Annotated in this window: 17 protein-coding genes; 6 read left to right on the top strand and 11 right to left on the bottom strand. The window is 68.8% G+C overall.

Translation table 11 applies throughout. From position 1 onward, the window contains the following. Window positions 1-163 precede the first annotated feature (163 nt). The 5 genes from B7767_RS09125 to sigJ all read right to left on the bottom strand — a co-directional run bounded on the left by B7767_RS09125 (window position 164) and on the right by sigJ (window position 7,576). Window positions 164-1,426 carry a nucleotide sugar dehydrogenase gene (locus B7767_RS09125; protein WP_085571732.1) on the bottom strand — a complete coding sequence of 421 codons (1,263 nt, stop codon included), beginning with the start codon at window positions 1,424-1,426 and terminating at the stop codon, window positions 164-166. 99 nt (window positions 1,427-1,525) lie between these two features. After that, window positions 1,526-2,638: a DegT/DnrJ/EryC1/StrS aminotransferase family protein gene (locus B7767_RS09120; protein WP_085571731.1), complete on the bottom strand. Its 1,113-nt coding sequence runs from the start codon at window positions 2,636-2,638 to the stop codon at window positions 1,526-1,528. Continuing rightward, on the bottom strand, window positions 2,635-3,813 hold the full coding sequence (locus tag B7767_RS09115) for a DegT/DnrJ/EryC1/StrS aminotransferase family protein (RefSeq protein WP_256923370.1): 1,179 nt from the start codon (window positions 3,811-3,813) through the stop codon (window positions 2,635-2,637). Before B7767_RS09115 ends, B7767_RS09120 begins: the two co-directional genes overlap by 4 nt. A 162-nt stretch (window positions 3,814-3,975) precedes the next feature. After that, a complete protein-coding gene (locus B7767_RS09110; RefSeq protein WP_179167081.1) occupies window positions 3,976-6,288 on the bottom strand; it encodes a LuxR C-terminal-related transcriptional regulator in 2,313 nt (770 codons plus the stop codon). A 382-nt stretch (window positions 6,289-6,670) separates the two neighbouring features. After that, complete coding sequence (gene sigJ, locus B7767_RS09105) at window positions 6,671-7,576, bottom strand: RNA polymerase sigma factor SigJ (RefSeq protein WP_306297950.1); 906 nt, start codon at window positions 7,574-7,576, stop codon at window positions 6,671-6,673. 200 nt (window positions 7,577-7,776) lie between these two features. Here sigJ and B7767_RS09100 point away from each other — a divergent pair, with 200 nt between their 5' ends. Then, complete coding sequence (locus B7767_RS09100) at window positions 7,777-10,005, top strand: MMPL family transporter (protein ID WP_085571727.1); 2,229 nt, start codon at window positions 7,777-7,779, stop codon at window positions 10,003-10,005. A 124-nt stretch (window positions 10,006-10,129) separates the two neighbouring features. On the opposite strand, the gene B7767_RS09095 is transcribed toward B7767_RS09100, so the two are convergent. From B7767_RS09095 to B7767_RS46225, 3 genes are all read right to left on the bottom strand, one after another. Then, on the bottom strand, window positions 10,130-11,020 hold the full coding sequence (locus B7767_RS09095; RefSeq protein WP_143652301.1) for a response regulator transcription factor: 891 nt from the start codon (window positions 11,018-11,020) through the stop codon (window positions 10,130-10,132). A 405-nt stretch (window positions 11,021-11,425) separates the two neighbouring features. Continuing rightward, the gene (locus tag B7767_RS46230) at window positions 11,426-11,584 is read right to left on the bottom strand and encodes a hypothetical protein (RefSeq protein WP_179167080.1); all 159 of its coding nucleotides are present in this window, start codon (window positions 11,582-11,584) and stop codon (window positions 11,426-11,428) included. Window positions 11,585-11,949: 365 nt separating this feature from the next. After that, a complete protein-coding gene (locus B7767_RS46225; protein WP_085571725.1) occupies window positions 11,950-12,621 on the bottom strand; it encodes a LuxR C-terminal-related transcriptional regulator in 672 nt (223 codons plus the stop codon). Between the two features lie 614 nt (window positions 12,622-13,235). Here B7767_RS46225 and B7767_RS09085 point away from each other — a divergent pair. Genes B7767_RS09085 through B7767_RS09070 form a run of 4 tightly spaced genes read left to right on the top strand, consistent with a single transcriptional unit; the run spans window position 13,236 to window position 18,290 of the window. After that, window positions 13,236-13,964: a tryptophan 2,3-dioxygenase family protein gene (locus B7767_RS09085; protein ID WP_085571724.1), complete on the top strand. Its 729-nt coding sequence runs from the start codon at window positions 13,236-13,238 to the stop codon at window positions 13,962-13,964. A 56-nt stretch (window positions 13,965-14,020) separates the two neighbouring features. After that, a complete protein-coding gene (locus B7767_RS09080) occupies window positions 14,021-15,343 on the top strand; it encodes a tryptophan 2,3-dioxygenase family protein (protein ID WP_085571723.1) in 1,323 nt (440 codons plus the stop codon). Continuing rightward, window positions 15,340-16,791: a pyridoxal-dependent decarboxylase gene (locus B7767_RS09075; RefSeq protein WP_256923369.1), complete on the top strand. Its 1,452-nt coding sequence runs from the start codon at window positions 15,340-15,342 to the stop codon at window positions 16,789-16,791. Before B7767_RS09080 ends, B7767_RS09075 begins: the two co-directional genes overlap by 4 nt. Next, a complete protein-coding gene (locus tag B7767_RS09070; RefSeq protein ID WP_085571721.1) occupies window positions 16,788-18,290 on the top strand; it encodes a menaquinone biosynthesis decarboxylase in 1,503 nt (500 codons plus the stop codon). The genes B7767_RS09075 and B7767_RS09070 overlap by 4 nt, the downstream gene beginning before the upstream one ends. A 52-nt stretch (window positions 18,291-18,342) precedes the next feature. Here the strand turns inward: B7767_RS09070 and B7767_RS09065 are convergent, their stop codons facing one another. Beyond that, window positions 18,343-19,278: a UbiA family prenyltransferase gene (locus B7767_RS09065; RefSeq protein ID WP_179167079.1), complete on the bottom strand. Its 936-nt coding sequence runs from the start codon at window positions 19,276-19,278 to the stop codon at window positions 18,343-18,345. Window position 19,279: 1 nt separating this feature from the next. Then, window positions 19,280-20,710: a cytochrome P450 gene (locus B7767_RS09060; RefSeq protein ID WP_179167078.1), complete on the bottom strand. Its 1,431-nt coding sequence runs from the start codon at window positions 20,708-20,710 to the stop codon at window positions 19,280-19,282. A 102-nt stretch (window positions 20,711-20,812) separates the two neighbouring features. On the opposite strand from B7767_RS09060, the gene B7767_RS09055 reads away from it, so the two are divergent. Further along, on the top strand, window positions 20,813-21,853 hold the full coding sequence (locus B7767_RS09055) for a polyprenyl synthetase family protein (RefSeq protein ID WP_085571718.1): 1,041 nt from the start codon (window positions 20,813-20,815) through the stop codon (window positions 21,851-21,853). Window positions 21,854-21,988: 135 nt separating this feature from the next. Here the strand turns inward: B7767_RS09055 and B7767_RS09050 are convergent. Next, window positions 21,989-22,535: flavodoxin-dependent (E)-4-hydroxy-3-methylbut-2-enyl-diphosphate synthase (locus tag B7767_RS09050; RefSeq protein WP_085571717.1), on the bottom strand; the 547-nt coding region annotated here is incomplete at its 5' end.

The following is a 22,535-nucleotide window of genomic DNA, read 5'->3' as shown; positions in this document are numbered from 1 at the left end:
GCCGGGAAGTTCGGCAGCGTGGAGAGGTCGTTGCCGAACGACGCGGTCTCCGAGGTGAAACGGTCACCGGTGAGCTGCATACCGTCACCCGAGTCCCCCGCGAACCTGATGATCACCCGGTCCAGCCGGCGGACGTCCTTGCTGGTCTCGGTCATGTCTCTCGTCACAGCGACTCGATCCGCTCGGAGGTGGCCAGTCGATGACGGCAGTCGAAGACGTAACGCGCGTGCTTCACCACGGTGTCGTAGTCCAGGTCGCCGTGGTCGGTGGCGAGGACCACAGCATGCGCCGATTCGATTTCCTCGACGCTGAGTTCGGTGTGGACGAGCCCCGGCACGTCGGGAAGCTCGGTGACGTGGGGGTCCACCGCGCGGACCGAGGCACCCGCCTCGATGAGCCGGGTGGCGATCTCCAGCGCGGGCGACTCACGTATGTCGCCGGTGTCGGCCTTGTAGGCCAGTCCGATGATCAGGATACGCGCCTCGGTCACGGTCTGCCGACGCCGATCGAGTCCTCGCGTCAGCCTGCGCACCACGTACTCGGGCATCTGGCTGTTGAGTTCATCCGCCAGTTGCACCAGCCGGAACGGCTTGCTCAGCGCCCGCTCGACCTTCCAGGACAGATAAAGCGGGTCGACCGGAAGACAGTGCCCTCCCACACCGGGACCCGGCGTGAAACGCATGAACCCGAAAGGCTTGGTGCTCGCGATGTCAAGCACCTTCCAGACGTCGATCCCCAGGCCGTCGGCGTGCATGGCCAGTTCGTTGACGAGAGCGATGTTCACATGGCGGAAGGTGTTCTCCAGCACCTTGGCCAGCTCCGCCTCCCTCGGCGAGTCGGCCACGACCACCTCGTCCATGATCGCGCGATAGAACTCGCTCACCATCGCCAGTGACTTCTCGTCGACGCCCGACACCACCTTGGGGGTGTTCTCGAACGTCCACACCGGATTGCCGGGATCGATCCGCTCCGGGCTGTACCCCAGGTGGAAGTCACGGCCGGCCACCAGCCCCGAGTGCTTCTCGAGAATGGGGGCGAGTACGTCCTCGGTGGTCCCCGGATAGCTCGTGGACTCGAGGATCACCGTGGCGCCCCGTCGCAGCACACTGCCCACGGTGGCACCCGCCGCTTCGACGAACGACAGGTCAGGCACACCGTCGAACAGCGGTGTCGGGACCGCTATCACCGCGATCTCGAAACCCTCCAGATCGTTCGGGGAGACCGTGGGCCGGTACGTGCCCTGGCCGAGGATCGCCGCAAGCCGTTCGTCGCTGATGTCGCCCACGAACGACTCACCGACCGCCAGCTTCTTGATCCGGCTTTCGTCGGTGTCGTACCCGAATACTTCGAACCCGTGCTCCGCGGCTGCCACCGCAAGGGGCAGGCCTACGTATCCCTGCCCCACCACGACAGTTTTCGACGCCATCACTGGACCCGTCTCTCAGGAGCTTGCCGAACCACGATTGATCGTCCGGCGTGCCGGCCGGCCTTGGTTTGCTTTCGCTGGTGACTGCGCCCGCCCGCGTCATTCGAAGAAGGAGCAGATCGAGTCGGCCACGTATTCGACCTCGGCATCGGACATGTGCGGCCAGATGGGAATCGCGAGATTGCGGTCGCTGGCGCGCCAGGCTCCCGGAAGGCCGCGTCCGGCCGGGTTGAATGCGCTGAAGGCCGGTTGCGCGGGCAGCGGCCTGGGATAGTAGATGTGCGTGCCGACGCCCTTCTCCGACAGCCAGGCACGCAGGTCCTCACGCCGCTCCACCAGGAGCGAATAGACGTAGTAGCAGCGTCCGTTGCGTCCGGTGGGCGGGGCCGTGACACCGTGGTCGGTCAGTGAGGCGAACCGCTCGGAGTAGTAGTCCGCTATGCGCGCCCGGCGTTCCAGCCGGTCGGCGAAGCCCGCGTGCCGGTACATCTGGAAGGCCGCGAGAATCTCGTCGAAGCGGTTGTTCTGACCGACCTGATGGTGCACGAAGCGGTGGACACCGTCCTGGCCGTGGTTGCGCAGCATGCGCACGGACCGGGCCAGTTCGGTGTCGTCCGTCAGGACGACACCGCCCTCGCCGGCCGTGCCGAACGCCTTGACCTGGAAGAAGGAGAAGACTCCGAGATCACCCCAGCGCCCGGAGGGCACCCCGTCGAGCACCGCGCCCTGGGCGACCGCGGCGTCCTCGATGACCTTGACCCCGCGGGCGTGGGCGATCTCGTTGATGCGCGGCATGTCCGCCATGATCGAGAAGACGTGGGCGGGCATCACCGCCTTCGTCCTTTCGGTGATCAGCTCCGCCATACTCCCGGGGTCCATCACCATCGTGTACGGGTCGACGTCCGCGAAGACCGGCGTCGCCCCCAGGTTGACCACCGAGCTGGCCACCGGCTGGCAGCAGAACGCGGGCACGACGACCTCGTCACCCGGACCGATACCGAGGGCCTGAACCGCGAGGTTGAGACCTCCGGTACCGCTGGAGCAGGCGATGACGTCTCCCGCGCCCGTCGACTCGCGCAGCATGTCCTCGAACTCCGCGGTGCGGCGCCCCAGGATGAACCGCTGCTCCGGATCGGTTCCCACCTCGTAGAGGAGATCGAGGAAGGCCTTGCGGTCCTGCTCGAAGAGGTCGGGGGGGAAGAAGGGAATCAACGCTGCCTCCCTGCGTAGAAGTCGGAGATGGCTGCACAGACGGTGTCCAGCTGTGCCTCGGTGAGGTCGGGATACAGCGGGAGCGCCAGCGTGCGGCGGCAGGCCTCCTCGGCACGCGGAAGGGAGAGACGGCCGTGTTGTCCGGCGTAGCAGGGCTGTGTGTGCAGGGGTTGCGGGTAGTAGGTCTCCGTGCCGATGCCCCGTCCGGCCAGATGGGCCACCAGTTCGTCCCGCCGCTCCACCTCGATCACGTAGACGTAGAACACGGGAGCACTCGCGACGCCGCGCGGTACCAGCCGCGGCACGGCCAGCACACCGTCGGTCCCCCGGAGACGTTCGGTATAGGCGTCGGCCAGTACGCGGCGCCGCCGGATCTCTTCGTCGAGCAGGCTGAGCTTCGCCATCAGGACGGCCGCCTGCACGTCGTCCATCTTGCTGTTCGTCCCCGACACGCCGGAAAGGTTGGAGATGCCGGCGATGTGGTCGATGGTCTTGCCCAGCCGCCCGTGATGGCGCAGCACGCCGGCCCGTTCGGCGACCTGGTCGTCGTCGGTGAGGATCATCCCCGCGTCGCCCAGCGCACCCAGTGTCTTGGTCGGGAAGAACGACAGGACACCACCGGTGCCGAGGAGCCCGGCATGGGTGCCGTCCCACCGCATGCCGATGGCCTCGGCACTGTCCTCCAGGACGAGCAGATCCCGTCGGCGGGCCAGATCCAGGAGCGCCTCCATGTCGGCCATCTGACTGAACAGGTGGACGGGCAGCACCGCACGCGTGCGGTCGGTGATCGCCGCCTCGACGGACACGGGGTCCAGTGCGTAGTCACCGTCTCCGGTGATGTCGGCGAACACCGGGGTCGCACGTGCCATGGTCACCGCGGACGCGCTCGCGAAGAAGGTGAAGGCCGGGACGACGACCTCGTCGCCCGGGCCGATACCGGCCGCGCGCAGCAGGAGCACAAGAGCGTCGGTACCGCTGTTCACGCCGATGGCGTGGCGGGCGCCGGTGTACTCGCCGATCGCCTTCTCGAATTCGGCGACCTTACGCCCGTGGGAGAATTTCCCCCGGTCGAACACTTCCCCCACCTGTCGGCTGATCAGTGGCCATAGTTCCTCGAAAGTCCCGGCTTGGGTGAAGAAAGGAACCGGATGTATGTCCGCGCTTGCTGTGCCCACCTGTCTCCTCGTTCCCGCTGGAATACGCGTGCGAATTTCCGCTGCGGCCGACGCCTGGAAGACCCTAGAAAAGGACCGTCGAGGCCGACAACGACAAGTACTTGCAGGCAGGTGACTGCCAGCATGGCAAGGAAGGCCGGACTGCCGGGCGCGGAGCGCGGGTCAACTGGCTTCCCGCTGCTGCATGACACGCGCGACGTGCACCCGGGAGGGCGCCTGCAGTTTCTGCATGACCTGGCGCAGGTGGTTCACCACCGTCCATTCCGACAACCCGAGCTTCCTGGCGATTTGCCGGTTGGTCATGCCCTCGGCCACCATCAACGCGATTTCCGTCTGCCGAGGCGTCAGGCAGGTGGCGTTGCCCTGCGCCTTCTGCCTCACCGGCTCGTCCGGCTGTTCCTCCACCGTCAGGAAGGCATCGGCGACGGCGGACTCCCGGCTGACGCTGTGCAGTCGCCTGCCGAGGACCCCCAGTGCCTCGTCGCCGAGCGTGGCGCGCAAGCTGCGCTCCACGTCCCGCGCGGCACCGGTTTCGCAAGGGAGCAGGCCGTGGCGCTCGCGCAGCACGCGTGAGGTGAGCAGCATGCGCGCGATGCGCTCGTGATGGCGGGCGCCGTGCACGGAGGTGAAAAGGGCGCACCCGTACACCTCCAGGGCCTCCGCGAGGTCGCCGGGCCCGCCGACGGTTCCCAGCACCTCCAGTGCGGACCGCGCCTCCGCGCGTGCCTCGTCCGGCTTGCCCGCCGCCGACAGGAAACGCGCCGACGCGATCAACGCCAGTCCCACCTGCCGCTGTTCCCCCAGGGACCGTAAGGCCGAAATGGCGTCGCGGAGTGTGGAGGAGGCCCCGGGCCGGCCGAGTTCGTGTTCCACCAGTGCCAGGTACTTGCGCGCCAGCGCCGCCCCGCGGGCGTCTCCGAGCGCCGCGCACTGCTGAGCCGCGAAGGTGACCTTCGCCTTGGCTTCCTCGCTCCGGCCCTCACGTCGGTCGAGGTCGCCGAGGTGCCCGACGATCCTCGCCCGGCTGCTCCGGTCGTCGTGCTCCTGCCGTAGCGCCATCGCCTTCCGCCACAGTGCCCGCGCGCGATCCGGTCGCCCGCTGTCCACCATCCGCAGGCCGGCTGTTTCCAGGGCCCTGTCCAGCAGACGGCGCCCGGCCTCCGGGACAGCGCCGTCCGCTTGCAGGCAGTCGGCCGCCCACTCCAGGTGGTCGGACATTTCGGCAGGGTCGTGATCGACGACCCAAAGGGCCTCCGAGGCGAGGACGGCTTCGACGACCTGGACGGGTTCTCCCAGAGCGCGCAGCGTCCGCACGGCCTCCCGCAGGTCGCGGGAGTGCTGCCGCACGGTGGCCGGTAACCCTTCCGACGCGCGCCCGGTCCCGTTGTCACCGGCGAGGAGTGACAGGAAGTACCGGGCATGCCGCTCCCTGGCCTCGGCCAGTCGCTCCGGGTCGCTCGCCAGCTGACGCAGGTGGAAGGCACGGGTCGCCGAGAGCATCCTGAACGTGTGCTCCGTTCCCTCCTGCTCGATCAGGATGAGACTCTTGTGGATCAGCTCCTCCAAGTGGCGCATGATCCGGGCCCTGGACATACCGCCCACGTACTGGGCGACCTCCAGGGTGAACGGCCCCTCGCAGAGGGAGAGTCGCTGGATCAGCTCCCGCTCCGCGTCGCTCAGCGTGCAGTCGGACCAGGCGAGCGCGGCCTGCATCGACCGCTGGCGCGTGGAGACGTCGAGCAACCGGTTGCTGCCGGGGGGCACGCCCTGGCGCACTCCGCGCAGAACGTCGTGCAGGGTCAGTGTTCCGAAACTGCGCGCGGCGAGTTCGACCGCGAGTGGCAGCCCGTCGAGCAGTCCGCAGATCTCGGTGAGGACGCTCAGGTCCGCGTCGAGGTCGATGTGGTCCCGGTAGTGGCCCCGGACCCGGTCCAGGAAGAGCCGTACGGCGTCCGGGACGAGCGGTCGGCCGGAGCCCTCGGCCACCTGCACCGGGAGCGGGCGGAGCAGGAACAGCCGTTCGGCGTAGACGTCCATCGACGTGCGACTCGTCGCCAGGACGTACAGCCCGTGGCATTCGGTGATCAGCGCCGCGAGGCGGCGGGACAGCTGAGCGGCGACCAGGTCGCAGTCGTCCAACAGGAGCAGGGTCTCCTGGTCCGCGATCGCCGCGGCCACGTCGCCCGTGGCGGCATCCCCGTCCACGCCGAGTGCCGACGCGATCCGCTGCCATGCCTCGCGCAGGGTGCCGGCCTCCGACAACCCGACGCAGACCACACCGTCGCGGAAGGCCGGTGCCGCGAGGATCGCCGCCTCGCGGGCCAGCCGGCTCTTGCCGACACCGGCCGGGCCGGTAACGGTGAGCAGCCGCACGGTCGGGTCGGCGAGCAGGTCGACGACGGCCGCCAGTTCCGCCTCACGGCCGAACGTACGGTTCTCGGATCCGGCAGGCGCCCGCTCCCTGCTCTCTGTCATGCCGTCGCCCCTGTGGCCGACGGCTCGAGCAAGCGTGGACAGAGTGTGCATGATTCCCCCATGAGTCTTCACCGCCACCGAGGGTTACGGCCTCAAGGCATGGCGAACTCCGCGACTCGTCGACAGCCGAGCCGCTGCCGGCGGCAGCGCCTTCCGGGTGCGCGCATGGCTGTCAGTCATGACGTCCGCCCGGCGCCGCGCCTCTTCGGATCACCCGACCCTGATCGCCTCGTCACCATCCGTGACCAATGGCCCACCTCAGGGTTCGACGGGTCGGTGATCAGCCACAAGTGCAAAGGCCGGAACCTGCATTCTTTCGCCCGGACTCTTGACATCGCACTCAGGGCACGCCATGAAGACAGCCCGCTCGGCGGATGCTCCGTCAGGTGAGCGCGCGGAGTTTGTCGGGGTTGAGCACGTTGTAGATGGACTCCACACGTCCGTCGGGACGCAGGTCGAGAGCGATCACCCCCCACAGGCGCGACTCTGCGGACAGCAGCGCGGCGGGGGCTCCGTTGATCTCCAGGTACTCGGTGCTCATGGCGGCCGGCAGGCGCTGAGCCGTCGCGGCAACCAGGCGCAGGAACTTGTCGCGGCCCTCGATGACCCGGAGCGCGGTGCGCAGCTTGCCACCACCGTCGCTCCACAACTGCACGTCCGGGGCCAGGATCTCCATCAGCGCCTCCAGGTCGGACCCGAGGGCCGCGTCCAGGAAGCGTTGCGTGGCCGCCCGCACCGCGTCGGAGTCGGAGCGGTAACGGGGCCTGCGGTCCCGTACCCGCTTGCGGGCCCGGTGCGCCAACTGCCGTACGGCGTCGTTCGTCCGGTCGAGCATGTAAGCGATTTCGACGTACTCATAGCCGAAGGCCTCGTGCAGGACGAACACCGCACGCTCAAGCGGCGACAGCGTCTCCAGGACAACCATCATGGCGAGCGAGACGTTCTCGCCGCGCAGCGCGCTCTCCTCCGCCTGCCCCTCGGTCACGATGGGCTCGGGCAACCAGGTGCCCACGTACTGCTCCCTGCTGACCCGTTCGCTCTGCAGGCAGGCAAGTGCGCGGTTCACGGCGATCCGCACCAGATACGCGCGCTCGTTCTCGATCTTCCCGTACTCCGCCCGAGACCAGGACAGCCAGGCGTCCTGCAGGACGTCCTCGGTGTCCGCGACGGTGCCGAGCAGGTTGTAGACCAGGCTGAACAGCAGGCTCCGGTGCCTGTGAAAGGCGTCCGCCGGGGAGGTCCGCGGACCGGAGCGGACATCCTGTTCCGAGGCCGTCACAGTCGACACACCGACGTTCATACCGCGAACCCCACCCTCTTGTCCGGTACCTCGGTTTGCATACGCACGAGCATAGGGTCGTTACGGAACGTCAGGTGTGGCGTAGGTCTCACTTCGGTCGTCCGTGTCACAAACAGAGGTCCCGCTTTCTCTCATGCACGTCACGCCACGCGGGTGGGGCGAAATTCATGAGAGGGAGACAGCGAGGCATGTTGGCAAAGCTGGCAGGGCTGATCTGGCGCCGCAGCAAACAACTGCTCGTGGCCGCAGCGGTACTCGCCGTCCTCGGTGGTGCGTTGAGCGCGACGCTGTTCGACAAGCTGACCGCAGGAGGCCTGACCGACACGGGCGCCGAGTCGGGGCGGGCCGCGGCGGTCCTGGCGGAGACAGGCCAGGGTGCCCCCAATCTCACGCTGCTGGTCACCACTCCCGACGGCGTGGACGAGGCCGGTACCGCCCGGGCCGGATCGCAGCTGACGCAACGGTTGTCCGGTGAGCCGCACGTGAAGGACGTCTCCTCGTACTGGTCCGCGGGCAAGTCGCCACAGCTGCGCAGCGAGGACGGGAAGCAGGCCCTGGTCGTCGCGACGATCGCCGGGGACGAGACGGCGGTGGGCAAGCGCCTGGACGCGCTGCTGCCGCGGTACGAGGGCGAACACGACGGCCTGGAGGTGACCGCCGGCGGCTACGCGATGTTCCAGAAGGAGTCCGCGAAGCTGAGCCAGGAGGACGCCACCAAGGGCGAGATGATCACGTTCCCCGTGACCCTGGTGATCCTGGTCCTGATCTTCGGCAGCATCGTGTCGGCTCTGCTGCCGCTCATCGTGGCCTTCTTCGCGATGCTCGTCGGTATGGGCGTCATGTGGCTGCTGGCGAGCGTGACCGACCTGTCGGTCTTCGCCATGAGCGTGGTGACCCTGCTGGGGCTCGGTCTGGCCATCGACTACTGCCTGCTGATGGTCAACCGGTACCGGGAGGAACTGCGTTCCGCCTCGCCGGAGGAGGCCCTGCGCACCACGATGGTGACCGCCGGACGCACGGTCTCCTTCTCCGCGATCACCGTGGCGGTGGTGCTCGCGGGGCTGTTGTTCTTCCCCCTCCAGGCCGTGCGGTCGCTGGCCTATGGAGGCATGATCACGGCGCTGCTGTCCGCCGTCGCCGCGCTGACCGTGCTCCCCGCCCTGTTCGTCGCGCTCGGTCCCCGTGTCGAGAAGGGCCGGGTCCTGCGCAAGCGTGGCGCGAACTCCACCGACGGCACCGAGAGCGGCTTCTGGCACCGGCTCGCCGTGTTCGTCATGCGCCGCCCGGTTCCCGTCGCCACCCTGGCTCTGGCCTTCCTGCTGCTCCTCGGGGCGCCGGCGCTCGGCATGAAGCTGGGCATGCCCGACGAGCGCAGCATGCCCGGCGACTCCCAGTCCCGGCAGGTCGCGACCGCGATCCGGGAGGGCTTCGGCTCCGCCGAGGTGAACGCCCTGCAGGTGGTCGCGGAGAAGACGCCGAAGGACAACGACGACGTCGACGCCTACGCCACCGGGCTCTCCCGGCTTCCCCATGCCGGGCGCGTGGACACGGCGACCGGCAGCTACGTGGACGGTGAGAGGGTGACGCCGGGTACGGAACAGCACCAGCGCTTCTCCATCGGCGACGGAACGTACTTCTCGGTCGTCCCGTCGTCCGCCGCCGCGGACACCGCCACGGATCTGGTGGGCGAAGTGCGCTCGCTCCAGGCACCGTTCGAGACGCTGGTCGGGGGAACGGCCGCGGTCAACGAGGACACCACCCAGTCGCTCAGCGACCGGCTCCCCTACGCGCTGGGCGCGGTCGCCATCGCGATGATCGTGCTGCTCTTCCTGCTCACAGGAAGTGTGCTCCTTCCACTGCTCGCCCTGGCACTGAGCGGGCTGAGTCTGACCGCCACCTTCGGTGCACTCGTCTGGATCTTCCAGGAGGGCCACTTCGCCTCGCTCCTGGGCGACTTCACCGTGACCGGCACGATCACCTCGATCGTTCCCGTGATGCTCTTCGCCCTGTCGTTCGGCCTGGCCATGGACTACCAGGTCTTCATGCTCGCCCGGATCCGGGAGGAGTACGAACGCACCGGGTCCGGCACCGCCGCGGTGGCCATGGGTCTGGAACGCATCGGCCGCATGGTGACCGCGGCCGCCGTACTGATCTCGATCGTCTTCCTGGCCTTTCTCGTATCGGGCATCACGTTCGTCAAGGCCTACGGCGTCGGACTGCCGCTCGCCGTGCTGATGGACGCGACGATCATCCGCGGTGCGCTCCTGCCGGCAGCCATGCGGCTGGGCGGACAGGCGATGTGGTGGGCCCCCGGTCCACTGCGCCGGCTGCACGCGCGCTTCGGCATCAGCGAATCGGGGGGGACCGTCGCGGCGGCCCCCTCGGCCGACACGTCCAAGCAGCACCAGCTCATGTGACCGATCAGAAGGGCCTGCGGGCGCTGCCGGCCCGAGGGGCGACCGCGTGCCCGCCCCTTCGCAGCAGGAACGTCCCAGCCATCGACCCGGCCCGAGGAGCCCCCGGTTGACAGCATGTCGCAGATCAGCTCGCGCGGTACTTCACCGATGGGTGCCGCCTCTTGGACGCGAGGCCGAGCGACCCGATCCGCGCTGCCTTCACGCCCGCCTGGAAACGGGAATTGGCACCGACCAGCGCCATGATCTCGGCGACGTGCCGCCGGTACGTGCGCACGGATATGGAGAGCTTGCGTGCTGCCACGTCATCGGCGGCCCCCGTGCACAACAGGTCGATGATCTGCCGGGTGAGGGCGGCACGGGGATGGCTCTCCACCGCGACCTGCAGTTCCGCGGGAACGGCGGTGTGCCACACCGCGCCGAAGTACTCACGCAGCACGAGGACGGCTTCCGGCGACCGGACCACCGACGCCGTGGGGGTCGTCGACGACCACACCGCGACCAGTGCGCTGTGGTCGTCGACGGTCATCATCATGACGGGAGGCAGCCGCGACGCCAGGCGAACGGACAGGGACGGAAGCGTCTGCCGGAGGGAAGCAAGGGCGTTCACGTCGATCAGATCCGCCGTGCACAACAGCCGCCGTGCCCTCCGCAGACCGGTCGGGCCCGTGAGGAGGTCGAGCGGTGCGAACGGGCTTCCGGCCGCCTTGGCGGGCGGGGCGGCAAGCAGGACTTCGGTCCGTTCCGCAGCGCCCGCGGACAGTTGCCGGGCCTTCCGCACGATGCCGTCCGCACCGTCCTCGACCGGGCGGACGAACTGCTCGTCCCCGGTCCGGTCCCGCAGCTGGGCCAGCGTCTCGTCGATCAACCTGCGCACCCCCAGCAGCGCGTCCTCGACCACGTCCTGCACGGGTATGCGTTCCGCTGCCCGGTCCTCGCCCGCCAGCCGAAGCCTCCCCTGCGCCCTCCTGTCCTCATGGGGCTTCTGCGTCTTTCCCGACATCTTCCGGCTGCTCATACCTGTTCGTCTCCCCGTTTGATCGCCACGGGCTACGCGTCCGCACCGAGCGACACAGACCGTTCAGCAGAACAACCGTAAAATATCTCAAAAACCCAAGATCACATTATGATTGCTCAAATAATTACACAATGGTTCAAACAGCCGTGCTGAGAGAACGCTGACCAGGCGGGGTTCACGCAACTGTGCCGGACCCGGCGCGGCCATGCGCGGCGCACTCAAGACGGCGCACGGGCCGGACGGGTCGTCATCGGCTCCGGACCGCGCCGATCCGACGGGCGGCCTCCAGCAGTTCCGGCGCGTGGTGCAAGCCGAGGGCGGCGATCACACGGCCCCGGTCCGCACGACCGGGGCGCCGACCGCGGCCACCCCGGCCTCCCGTCGACCGATGCGCTGCGCCCACCCTCACCACCGCACTCCGGCGATGGTGCCGGCGGCGAACCCGGCACCGCGCAGCACCTCGTGGAGGTACTCCGGCCGCTCCCGGGCGAGCGAGATCTGCGCCACCGAACCGGCCTTCCGCGGGAAGGCCACTCCGAGGACGGCACCTTCGCTCGGCCTCACGTGCCTCTCCGCCGGCGACACGCACCTGTCGGTCCTGAACGCGCCGGCAGAGCCGGGCGTCGGCGCATGTCCGATCCCGCAGCCCGGCCAGCGGCGGTCCCGCGACGGCCGGTGTCCTGTCGGGTCGGGTCTCCGCGGCATCTCACCCGGGCACGGGTCGAGGACGAACCGCCCCGGGCGCCCCGGCCGGTAGGACGAATGCGCTTGCGTCAGCGGTGGGGGACCGCTGCTCTCCCCTCGCAGTGGACCACGCCTCGGCTTTTCCAAGGGCGTGCGTCGACGGCCGGCGACGAGTGGAACGGAAACCTGTCAGGCTGCCGAGGGTCCGTGGCTGGGCGACGCGGCCGGCCGGACCGCTCCCGACGTCACTCCTCCGGGCTCAGCAGGCCGAGTTCCACGGCACGGACACCGGCGTGGAACCGTGATGTGGCCCCGAGCTTCTTCATGATCTCGGCCACATGGCGCCGGTACGTGCGCAGGGACACCCTCAGTTCACGGGCCGCGACGTCGTCGATGTACCCGGCGCGCAGGCACTCGAGCACCCGCAGGGTCGCGTACGAGCGCAGGTGGCCGGTCGGAGCGCCGTCCGTGAGCCGGATCGCGCAGGCCCAGACATCCGCTTGGAGCAGGGCCAGGGTGCGCACCGCGGCGGGGTCTTCGATGACCACCATCGAGTCGCTGTGGGCGCGCCGGCCCGCCTGGACCAGCGCGGCCCTCTCGTCCACGATCAGCATGCTCCCCAGGGGGACGCGAGTGCTCCGCGTCTCGGGACCCGCCGTTCTCCCGACCGGGGGGTGGAATCGCGCCGGGTCCGTGTCGGGCGTGGAGTACAGCAGGCGTCCGCTCAGCCCTCGTCCGTGGATGGTGTCCAGACGGGAGAGGAGCACGGTACCCAGGGCGGTGTCACCGCCGTTCCCGGCGGCCACCACCACGGCAGCGGTGCTGCGGGCCCTGCCGAGCAGGGTGTCGACGGTGTTGCCGACCTCCGCCGGGTCGTGCGCCGCCACGATGCTCAGCGCCTTGCCCCTGGAGCTCACCTGGTGAAGCGCCACAGTGAGGTCGATGAGCTCTCTGGCCTGGACCAGAGCCGTCTCGGTACTGTCCGCGCCGCCGCACCAAGTGGCCGACGCACAATGCTCGCTTCCGACATCACATGCTTCGAGCGGTTCACACACAGATGCTCTGGCCGGCATCGCGGTCCCCCGTACCTGATCGGCGACTCCCGTACTCAACGTGCTCACATTCCCGACAACCCCGGATTCCCTGTCGATTGACGTCAGCCGGCAATCGCACAAGACGGCCGGAAACCGCCGACGAAAACAGACGGTCGCGCCACGCCGACAGGACACGGGTCATTTACGGGCCGACCTCGTCGAGCGATCGGTCAAGCAGTGCGCCGCACCGCCCCGCACAACACATCGTGACCGCGGAGGGCTGGAATCAGGGGGAATTCATCAGGCTTCGAGCAGTCTATTTCTCGCCGTTACCCGGAGGGGGAGCCGGACAGGAAGGTGACACCCCGCCGCAGGTCGGCATGTGACAGGGCTCACGTCGACGTCATCTTCCTGTCGGGGTACGCGGAGCGCGTTGCCCGCCCTGTCGGACCCGGGAAAGACTGACGGACCATTCGGCCTGGACGGAAAGGGCACATGTGAGCACGGCGAGGGTGACGTACAGCGACTTTCTCCGCCTGCGGGAACTGCTGGACCTTCAGGACGACATCGGAGGAGAGCCGGACGCCCTCTTCTTCGTGGGGATCCACCAGTCCTACGAGATCTGGTTCAAAATCATCGTCCAGGCCCTCGAAGCCGCCCGTGACGCCCTTGGGACGGACGACGCGGACGGTGCTTCGTACTGGCTGCGGCGGGTCGCGTCGGCCGAGGACGTGCTCCTCGCCCAACTCCCCGCCTTGGAGACCCTGAGTCCCGCCCGGTTCAAGCGCATCCGTGAGAACCTGGGCAATTCCAGCGGCTTCGAGTCCGCCCAGTTCCGTGAGATCGAGTTCCTGTCCGGTCTCAAGGACGCCGCCTACCTCGACCGTGTCCGCTTCGACCCCGGTGACCTCGAGCGCCTGCGGCGGCGCCTCGCGGAACCGTCACTGCGCGAGGCGTTCACCGCCTTCTGCGAGCGCAGAGGCAGCACCGATCTGGTCGGCGTCACCCTCGACGAATCCATCGACCCGCAAGTGCTGCGGCTCGTCGACCATCTGCTCGACCACGACAGCCGCTTCGCCCGGTGGCGGTCCGCGCACGCGGTGGTGGTGGAAAGGATCATCGGCCGCAAGCACGGCACCGGCGGGTCGGACGGCGTCGACTACCTGCGGGGGACCACGGACAAGCGGTTCTTCCCCGAGCTGTGGGAAGTCCGGTCCTACCTGTGACCCGTCCCTGCTCCTCCCCCGCCACACGCCGCACCCACGAGAACGGAGAGGCAACCATGTACGCCGTGCACAACGTGCGGGACGGCGCAGGTCAGCACTCCCTCCAGGAGCATCGTCCGCCGAGCGTCCTCTCGGAGTCGGTGGCCGAGGTGCACGACCGGCTGCTGGTGTGGGCCGCGCGTCCCGAGGGCGCGTTCCCCGTGGCGGACGTCCTCGCCTGTTACCACGCCTTCGGCAAGCACTTCGTGCCGCTGTCCCTGTTGCAGGCGCTGGACGCCGCCCGTGCGACCTGCCTCGCGCGGAACGAGGATCCCGCCGTCGTCCAGTTGCTGGACTGCGCCCTGGACAAGCTCGACGGCACTTACTCGTATCGCACCTATCTCGGTCTGCCGCTGCTCACCTCGGCGCGGCCACCCCGGCGGGTGGGGGGAATCGGCGCCGACGCGCTGCTGACCATGCTCATGGCCGACCTGGTCCGCCATGAGGTCAGGCCCCGCGACCGCACCGAACCGTTGCGCCTGATGGTGCCGCCCCCCGAACTGTCGTTCAAGCGGGCCCGTCTGGCGATGCGTGTGCTGGTACCGGCACTGGATCGGCTGACCGGACGGCATCCGGCGGGTGCCGCACTCGCGGAGCGTGCCCGGCAGTTGGCGGCCGCCCGGACCGACGACCACGCCGAGGCCCTCTCCCTGGCCACGGAGATCTGGGAGCTGTTCCCGGAGAGCGACCGGCAGCGCGTCACGATGAGTCTGCTGCCCGTCTACGTGGTCGACGACGAGTACCTCTTCATACGCACCCTGCAGGCGTACGAGCTGGTCTTCATGGAGCTCGCGGCGTCCACCGCCGACGCGATGGAGGCCGTGCCGGCACGGCGGATCACCGATGCCACCCGGCTGATGCGGGGGTGCGTCACGATGCTGCGTGAGGCCAGGCCGCTGTTCTCCCTGCAGGCCACCATGCGAGCCGAGGCGTTCCTCAAGTTCCGTGGCTACACGCTGGGATCGAGCGCCATCCAGTCCGAGGGGTACAAGGCGTTCGAGGCGCTCTTCGCCCACCCGGACACCGACCGGCTGGAATCGCCGGCGTTCGCGTCCGTGCCGCGGATCAAGCAGATGGTGTCCCAGGGGGGTGTCGGGCTGCTGGAGGTCCTGGGAAGCGCCGCCGCCGGCCCGGGCGCGGACGAGCATCTCGGCTGCGCCCTGGCCGAGCTGCGGGCGGTTCTGGTCGAGGTGGACGAGGTCCACCAACAGTGGAAGCGCACTCATCTGAGGATCGCCAGCCGCATGATCGGCGACGAGCCCGGCAGCGGGAACACCGACGGCGTGTCCTACCTGCGCGCGGTCATGGACAACAAGGTCTTCTCCAAGGAGCCGTCGTGAACAGTCATATGACTCCGGAGGAGTTCCGCCGCCATGGATACGCCGCCGTGGACTGGATCGCCGACTACATGACGAACGTCGCCGACCGGCCGGTGGTGTCCGAGGCCGCCCCGGGAGATGTCCGCGCCGCCCTGCCGCCGCATCCGCCGGAGAAGGGCGAGCCGTTCGAGAACCTGCTGTCCGACCTCGACGACATCATCCTGCCGGGCATCACGCATTGGCAGCACCCGGGATTCTTCGGGTTCTTTCCGGCCAATGCCTCCGGGCCGGCCATCCTGGGCGACCTGCTCACCGGCGGCCTGAACGTCGTCGGCATGCTCTGGTGGGCCAGCCCCGCGGCCACCGAGCTCGAAGAGCACGTGATGGACTGGATGGCCGACCTTCTGGACCTGCCGGAACGCTTCCGCTCGAGCGGACCGGGCGGCGGCGTCATCCAGGACACCGCCTCCAGCGCCGTCCTCGTCGTCCTCCTCGCGGCGCTGAACCGGGCGACCGGCGGCAGGGCACGCGCCGAGGGCGTCTCCGGCCGTTTCGCGGTCTACGGCTCCGACCAGGCGCACTCGGCGCTCGAGAAGAACGTACGGGTGGCCGGTCTCGGTGAGTCCGCCATGCGGCTGGTGCGCACTGATCCCGCCACGCTGGCGATGGACCCGGAACACCTGCGGGAGTTGATCGAGGCCGACGTACGCGACGGCGTGCTGCCGGTGATGGTCATGGCTACCGTCGGCTCGACGTCGACGACCGCCGTCGACCCGGTCCCCCGCATCGGCGCTCTCTGCCGGGAGTTCGGCATCTGGCTGCACATCGACGCGGCTTTCGCCGGTGTCGCAGCCGTGTGCCCCGAGTTCCGCTGGATCCACGAGGGAGTCTCCGAGTTCGCCGACTCCTACTGCACCAACCCGCACAAGTGGATGCTGACCACGGTGGGTTCGAGCACCCTGTGGGTCGCGGACCGCGGTGCGGTCATCGAGGCCCTTTCCATCCTGCCCGCGTTCCTGCGCAACAGGGCCACCGAATCCGGTCAGGTCGTGGACTACCGCGACTGGCAGATCCCGCTCGGCCGCACCTTCCGCGCGCTCAAGCTGTGGGCCGTGCTGCGCTGGTACGGGGCCGAGGGCGTGCGTGCCCACGTGCGCCATCACGTAGCGCTGGCCCAGGAGTTCGCGCTCTGGGTGACCGACGACGAGCGCTTCGAGCTCGTCGCCCCGCACCCGCTGTCGCTCGTGTGCTTCCGCATGCGGGGCGCGGACAGCCGGACGGAGCGGCTGCTGGAGCTGCTCAACGCCGACGGCCGGATCTTTGTCTCCCAGACCAGGGTCAACGGCCACCTGGCGATACGCTTCGCCATCGGAGCGACCACCATCGATACGGAGCACGTCGCCACCGCGTGGCAGGTTATCCGCGATCTGGCGGACAGGGCGGGCACGTGTGAAATGGAGCGGACATGAGCGACCGGGGTCTGAAGGCCTTTCTGCGGCGCCTGGAGAAGGACGGGGAACTGCAAAGGGTCAAGACTCCGGTGGACCCCCGGCTGGAGGTCACCGAGATCGTGACCCGGGTGGTGCGCGAGCAGGGCCCCGCCCTTCTCTTCGAGAAGGTCAAAGGCAGTGACATTCCGCTGGTCATGAACGTTTTCGGGACCGAGGACCGGATGGCCCGGGCCCTGGAGGCACCCAGTCTGGACGCGGCCGCCGACCGGATCCGCCAGCTCGTCAACCCGGCGGTGCCCACCGGCTTCGCGGCTCTCGGTGACGCCCTGTCGCGGCTGGGATATCTGCGGCACGTCCCTCCGAAGAAGGTCCGGGAGGCTCCCTGCCAGGCGGTGGTGCTGCAGGGTGACGACGTGGACCTGGACCTCCTCCCAGGGGTCCATGCCTGGCCGGAGGACGGCGGCAAGTTCCTGAACATCGGCATCACCCACACCCGGCATCCCGAGACGGGCCAGCGCAACGTGGGGATGTACCGGCTGCAACAGCACGACAAGCGGACCCTCGGCCTGCACTGGCAGATCCACAAGGACTCCACAGCCCATCACGCCCTCGCCGAGCGCCGGGGGGAACGACTGCCCGTGGCCATCGCCTTCGGGCCCGAACCGGCCCTGACCTACGCGGCGAGCGCTCCGCTGCCCAACGGCATCGACGAGTACATGTTCGCCGGAATGCTGCAGCAGGCACGCGTGGAGCAGGTGGACTGCGTCTCCGTTCCGCTCCAGGTCCCCGCCAACAGCCAGGTGGTTCTGGAGGGGTGGCTGGAGCCGGGCCGGCGGCTTCCGGAAGGGCCGTTCGGCGACCACACGGGCTTCTACACACCGGTCGAGCCGTTCCCGGCCCTCACCATCGACACCATCACGATGCAACAGCGGCCCGTCTTTCCCTCGATCGTGGTGGGCCGGCCGCCGCAGGAGGACGGTCCCATCGGCCTGGCCACCGAGCGGTTGTTCCTTCCGCTGCTGCAGATGGTGCTGCCGGAGATCGTCGACTACCACCTGCCCTCCACGGGTGTGTTCCACAACTGCTGCATCGTCTCGATCGACAAGCGCTATCCGAAGCACGCCCAGAAGGTCATGAACGGCATCTGGGGAGTGCCGCACCTGCTGTGGCTCTCCAAGGTGGTCGTCGTGGTGGACGCCGACTGCGATGTGCACGATTACACCGACGTGGCGTGGCGGGCCTTCGGCAACGTCGACTTCGGCCATGACCTGCTCACGACCGAAGGCCCGGTGGACCATCTGGATCACGCGTCGTACGACCAGTTCTGGGGTGTCAAGGTGGGCCTGGACGCCACGGCCAAGCTCCCCCAGGAGGGCTACCGTCGCGACGGCGGATGGCCTCGCATGATCACTCAGGATCCCGCGGTGGTCGACCTGGTGACCCGCCGGTGGAAGGAGTACGGCCTGAAGGGGCTGACCGGCAGGCACCTCAACTCCGGCAGCGTTCAGCGCGGCTGACGAACCCCGGCCGATCGGCCGGGCCCGGCGCTGACGTGCCGGGCCCGGCACGTCAGCCGACCGCCATGGCGACGAGGTTGCTCACGGCCAGGGCCGCGAGCCCCAGCCGGAACACCCGGAAGCCGAGAGCGCGTGCCGTGGCGAAATCCCTTTCCCGCATGCCCTTGCGGACTTGCTGGACCTGGGTGGCCAGCAGCGGCAGCGCCAGCAGGGCGAGCAGCCAAGAGCGTTCGGCCCCGGCCACCGCAAGGAGGAGCAGCGCGCCGGCGACTGCGTACAGCGACGCGTGCATCCGGGCGATGCCCTTCCAGGGGAGCCGGGCCGGCCAGGTGAGCCGGCCGAACCGCGCGTCGCCCACCATGTCGAGACAGTTGGCGTACGTCGCCGTCTGCAGCTCCCACACCCCGATCAGCAGGGCCTGGACCAGGGCCACCGGGGTGATCTCCCCTGTGGCCAGGCCGTAGGGGAACAGCATGACCAGCGCGGTGGCGACGAAGGTCACGACCTCCCCTGCGCCGATGTAGCTCAGCTTGAGGAAGTACGAGTAGTTGAGCGCCAGGAAGACCCCGCCGAGGGTGACGGCGATCATCCACCAGGGTCGGTGCGGGGCGATCGCGATTGCGGTGGTCAGTGCCGAGAGGCCCACCGCGGCGCAGCCGGCGGCGAAGACGCGGGCTGCGCGGAGGCTGATCGTGCCGTCCAGCAGGGGCTTGCGCACCGCGGCGCGATGTCCGGCGCCGTGGTTGTTGTCGTCCAGCCCGTCCTTGGTGCCCGTCACGTCGTCAAGGGCCAGGGCGGCCGCGGAGATTCCGACGGCCGTGAGGACGGACAGCACCAGGAGGGCGAGGCCCCGGCCGGACAGGGCCAGGTCGCGGTCCCACAGGGACCATGCGAGGGGGGCGCCCAACCACATCTCCACGACCCGGAGCTTGCCGAGCTCGATGAACGCCCGGAACCTGCCGGTGGTCGAACCGACATCGGTCGTCATCTCAGTCCCCCTCGCGCCGGTGTTCCATGACGCAGACGGCCCCCCGGGGCCGCAGCGTGACGGTCGCGTCGACATCGCGGCGTGCTTCGGGCAGCAGGCGGATCCGGAACCGGGCGGCGAGCGCGGCGACCAGGATCTTCATCTCGGTGACGGCGAAGGCCGCGCCGATGCACTGCCGGCTGCCGAGCGAGAAAGGCAGGTAGAGGGCGTTGCGGTGGGCGGCCGACATGCCCTCGTGGAACCGCTCGGGCCGGAAGACGTCGGGCTCGCTCCACACGGCGGGGTTGCGATGGATCCCGTACGGCACGACCCACACCGATGATCCGGCGCGGATCTCGTGGTTCAGCACGACGTCGTCCTGGGCGGCCATGCGAGGCAGGATGAAGACCGGTGGATAGAGCCTGAGGGCCTCGTCGATCACGTGGCCCGTCCACGTCAGCCCGCCGGTGTCCAGCGGATCTCCCGACCACGTCCGGAGTTCCTCGTGCAGTCGCTTCTCGGCGTCGCGGTGCTCGTCCAGAAGCAGCCAGAGCCAGGCCATCACGGAGGCCGTGGTCTCATGGCCTCCGAAGAGCATGGTCAGGACCTGGTCTCCGGCCTCCTCCGTGGTCAGACCGGCTTCGTCCTCGATCGCCCGGCGCAGCAGGTCCAGCAGTTGTGGAGCATCCGGGTTCACCCCGTAACGGCGCAGGATCTCCTGCGAGTTGAGGCGCAGCCGGGCGGAGGCCTGCTGGAAAGCGCGGTCCTTGCCCCACGGCAGGACCGGCGGCAGTATGCGCATCCGCGAGGCGCGGCGGATCACTTCGTACTGCAGCAGCCGGAAGTCATGGCTGATGGCGTCGACCAGTTCGGGTGGGGTGCTCCGGCCGATGACGGAACGGGTGATGACGGCGAGGGTGACGCGGATCATCTCGTCCATCACGTCGAACGGTTCGCGCCGGTCCGCCATACGGCTCCAGCGCTCCGCGGTCTCCTCGGCGACCTCGGCCACCTCGACGGCCAGCGCACCCAGTGTGGAGTCGTGGAAGGCGGGCTGGACGACGCGGCGTCGTCTGCGCCAGTCCGCGCCGGTGGAGGTGAGCAGACCGGCCGGTGCCATCCTCTGGAAGGGACGGTAGGCGGGGTGCCCGGCCTTGGTGTAGCGATCCGCGTGGTGGCGCAGCACGTGCTGGGCGGCCTCGGGGTGGAATAACGCGTGGCACTGCAACTGTCCGAGACGGAACCGCACGAGATCGCCCTCACCGCGCAGGCGGTCGACCAGACCGAGCAGTCCGTCCCGGCGTATGAGCCGGACCGGCTCCAGCACCCCGCGGAGCACGGCACGGCGGGGCTCCGCCTCGGCCGCGCTGTCATCTTTATGACATTCTCCGCCGCCGGGCGCGTCCTTTTTTGCATCCTCCGGACAAAGAGATGTGTGCTCTTGTTCCCGCATGCCTAATATCTCCTTCGACGCAGGCTTGGAATAGGGCATCACCATACATGGAATTCCACCGACGCCTGGCGTCACCTGCGCGACCTTTCCGGCTGTCCGGAGGTGGACAAGATAGACATCAAGGGCTTCTTTTCGGGGCAGCCGATCGATATCGACATGAGACGCATGGAACAGTCTCTGACCGACGGAGCGGCCAACCCCGATGAATTCCTGGGAGAACTTCAGGGATATTACATAAAGGTGCGCGGGAAACGACTGCGACCGGTTCTCGCGTTCGCTCCGTGGTACCTCCGTCACCCTGGCGTCAAAGTTCCCGACGCCGTCGCCAGGGCCGGCGCCGTGGTCGAACTGCTGCACACCGGATCCCTCTACCATGACGACGTCATGGACGGCGCCCTGGTCCGCCGTGGCAAGCCCAGCGCCAACGCCGAGTGGGGTGACAACCAGGCGATCCTGGCGGGCAACATCCTCACCGTGCGCGCGCTGCGGATGAGCGGGACGCTGGGCGAGGCCGCGCACGAGGCCACGATGCGGACGTACGAAGCCATGTGCACCGGCCAGTCCGTGGAGATCCGCTTCCGGTTCGACGCGGGCCGTTCCGTGGACGACTACGCCAAGGCAATTCAGGGGAAGACTGCCTCGCTCATCAGTCTGGCCTGCCGTCTGGGCGCCCTGCTCACCGGATACGATGCGACGTCAGCACACCACTTCGCGGAGTTCGGGGAAAGGCTGGGAATCGCCTTCCAGATATGCGATGACATTCTGGATTTCGTCGCCGATCCCATTCTCCTCGGGAAATCGACCGGGAGTGACGTCCTGGAGGGAACCTATTCCCTGCCGCTCATCCTCGCCCTGCAGACCGATCCGACCTTGGCCGAGATGCTGACCGAGAAGATGAACCCACGCCTTTCCACTCAGGTGTCGGAACGGGTCCGTGCCTCGGGCGCGACCGAGCGCGCGTACGCCGTGGCGGAACGCCACGTCGCCGAGGCGACCGACCGGCTGGGCCGCCTGGCGCGGTCGGGTCCATCCGATCCGGACATACTGGCAGGTCTGCGGCGGCTGGCGGGAGAGGTGCTGCGCCAGACCACGCTGCTGTCCGCTCCGGCCTCCTCCTCCCTCGGCGGCGCGCCCCGCGCCTGACGTCCGCGCCGCCGAGCGCCGGACCGCCCTTCGGCGCGGCGTCGCACCCGGCACGCACATCGGCGGGCATCCTCCCTCAACCGGGTGGGGATGCCCGCCGAGGCGTCCGGGGAACACCGTGCGCATCCGGCCACGTCAGCCGGCGACCATGACCTCCGGTCCGCCCGAGGCCACGCCGTCCTTCTCCATCTGCTCGGCGATCTTCATCGCCTCCTCGATCAGCGTCTCGACGATCTTGGACTCGGGGACGGTCTTGATGACCTCGCCCTTCACGAAGATCTGGCCCTTGCCGTTGCCGGAGGCGACGCCGAGGTCGGCCTCCCGGGCCTCGCCGGGGCCGTTGACGACACAGCCCATCACGGCGACGCGCAGCGGCACCTCCATGCCCTCCAGGCCCGCGGTGACCTCCTCGGCGAGCTTGTAGACGTCGACCTGGGCGCGTCCGCAGGAGGGGCAGGAGACGATCTCCAGGCCGCGCTGGCGCAGGTTCAGCGACTCCAGGATCTGGATGCCGACCTTGATCTCCTCGACCGGCGGGGCCGACAGGGAGACGCGGATGGTGTCGCCGATGCCCTGGGAGAGCAGCGCGCCGAAGGCGACGGCCGACTTGATGGTGCCCTGGAAGGCGGGCCCGGCCTCGGTGACGCCGAGGTGGAGCGGGTAGTCGCACTGGGCGGCGAGC

This window comes from Streptomyces sp. 13-12-16, from assembly GCF_002114215.1.
In the GTDB taxonomy this organism is placed as follows: Bacteria; Actinomycetota; Actinomycetes; order Streptomycetales; family Streptomycetaceae; genus Streptomyces.
This window is presented reverse-complemented; position numbering and strand designations above follow the sequence as displayed.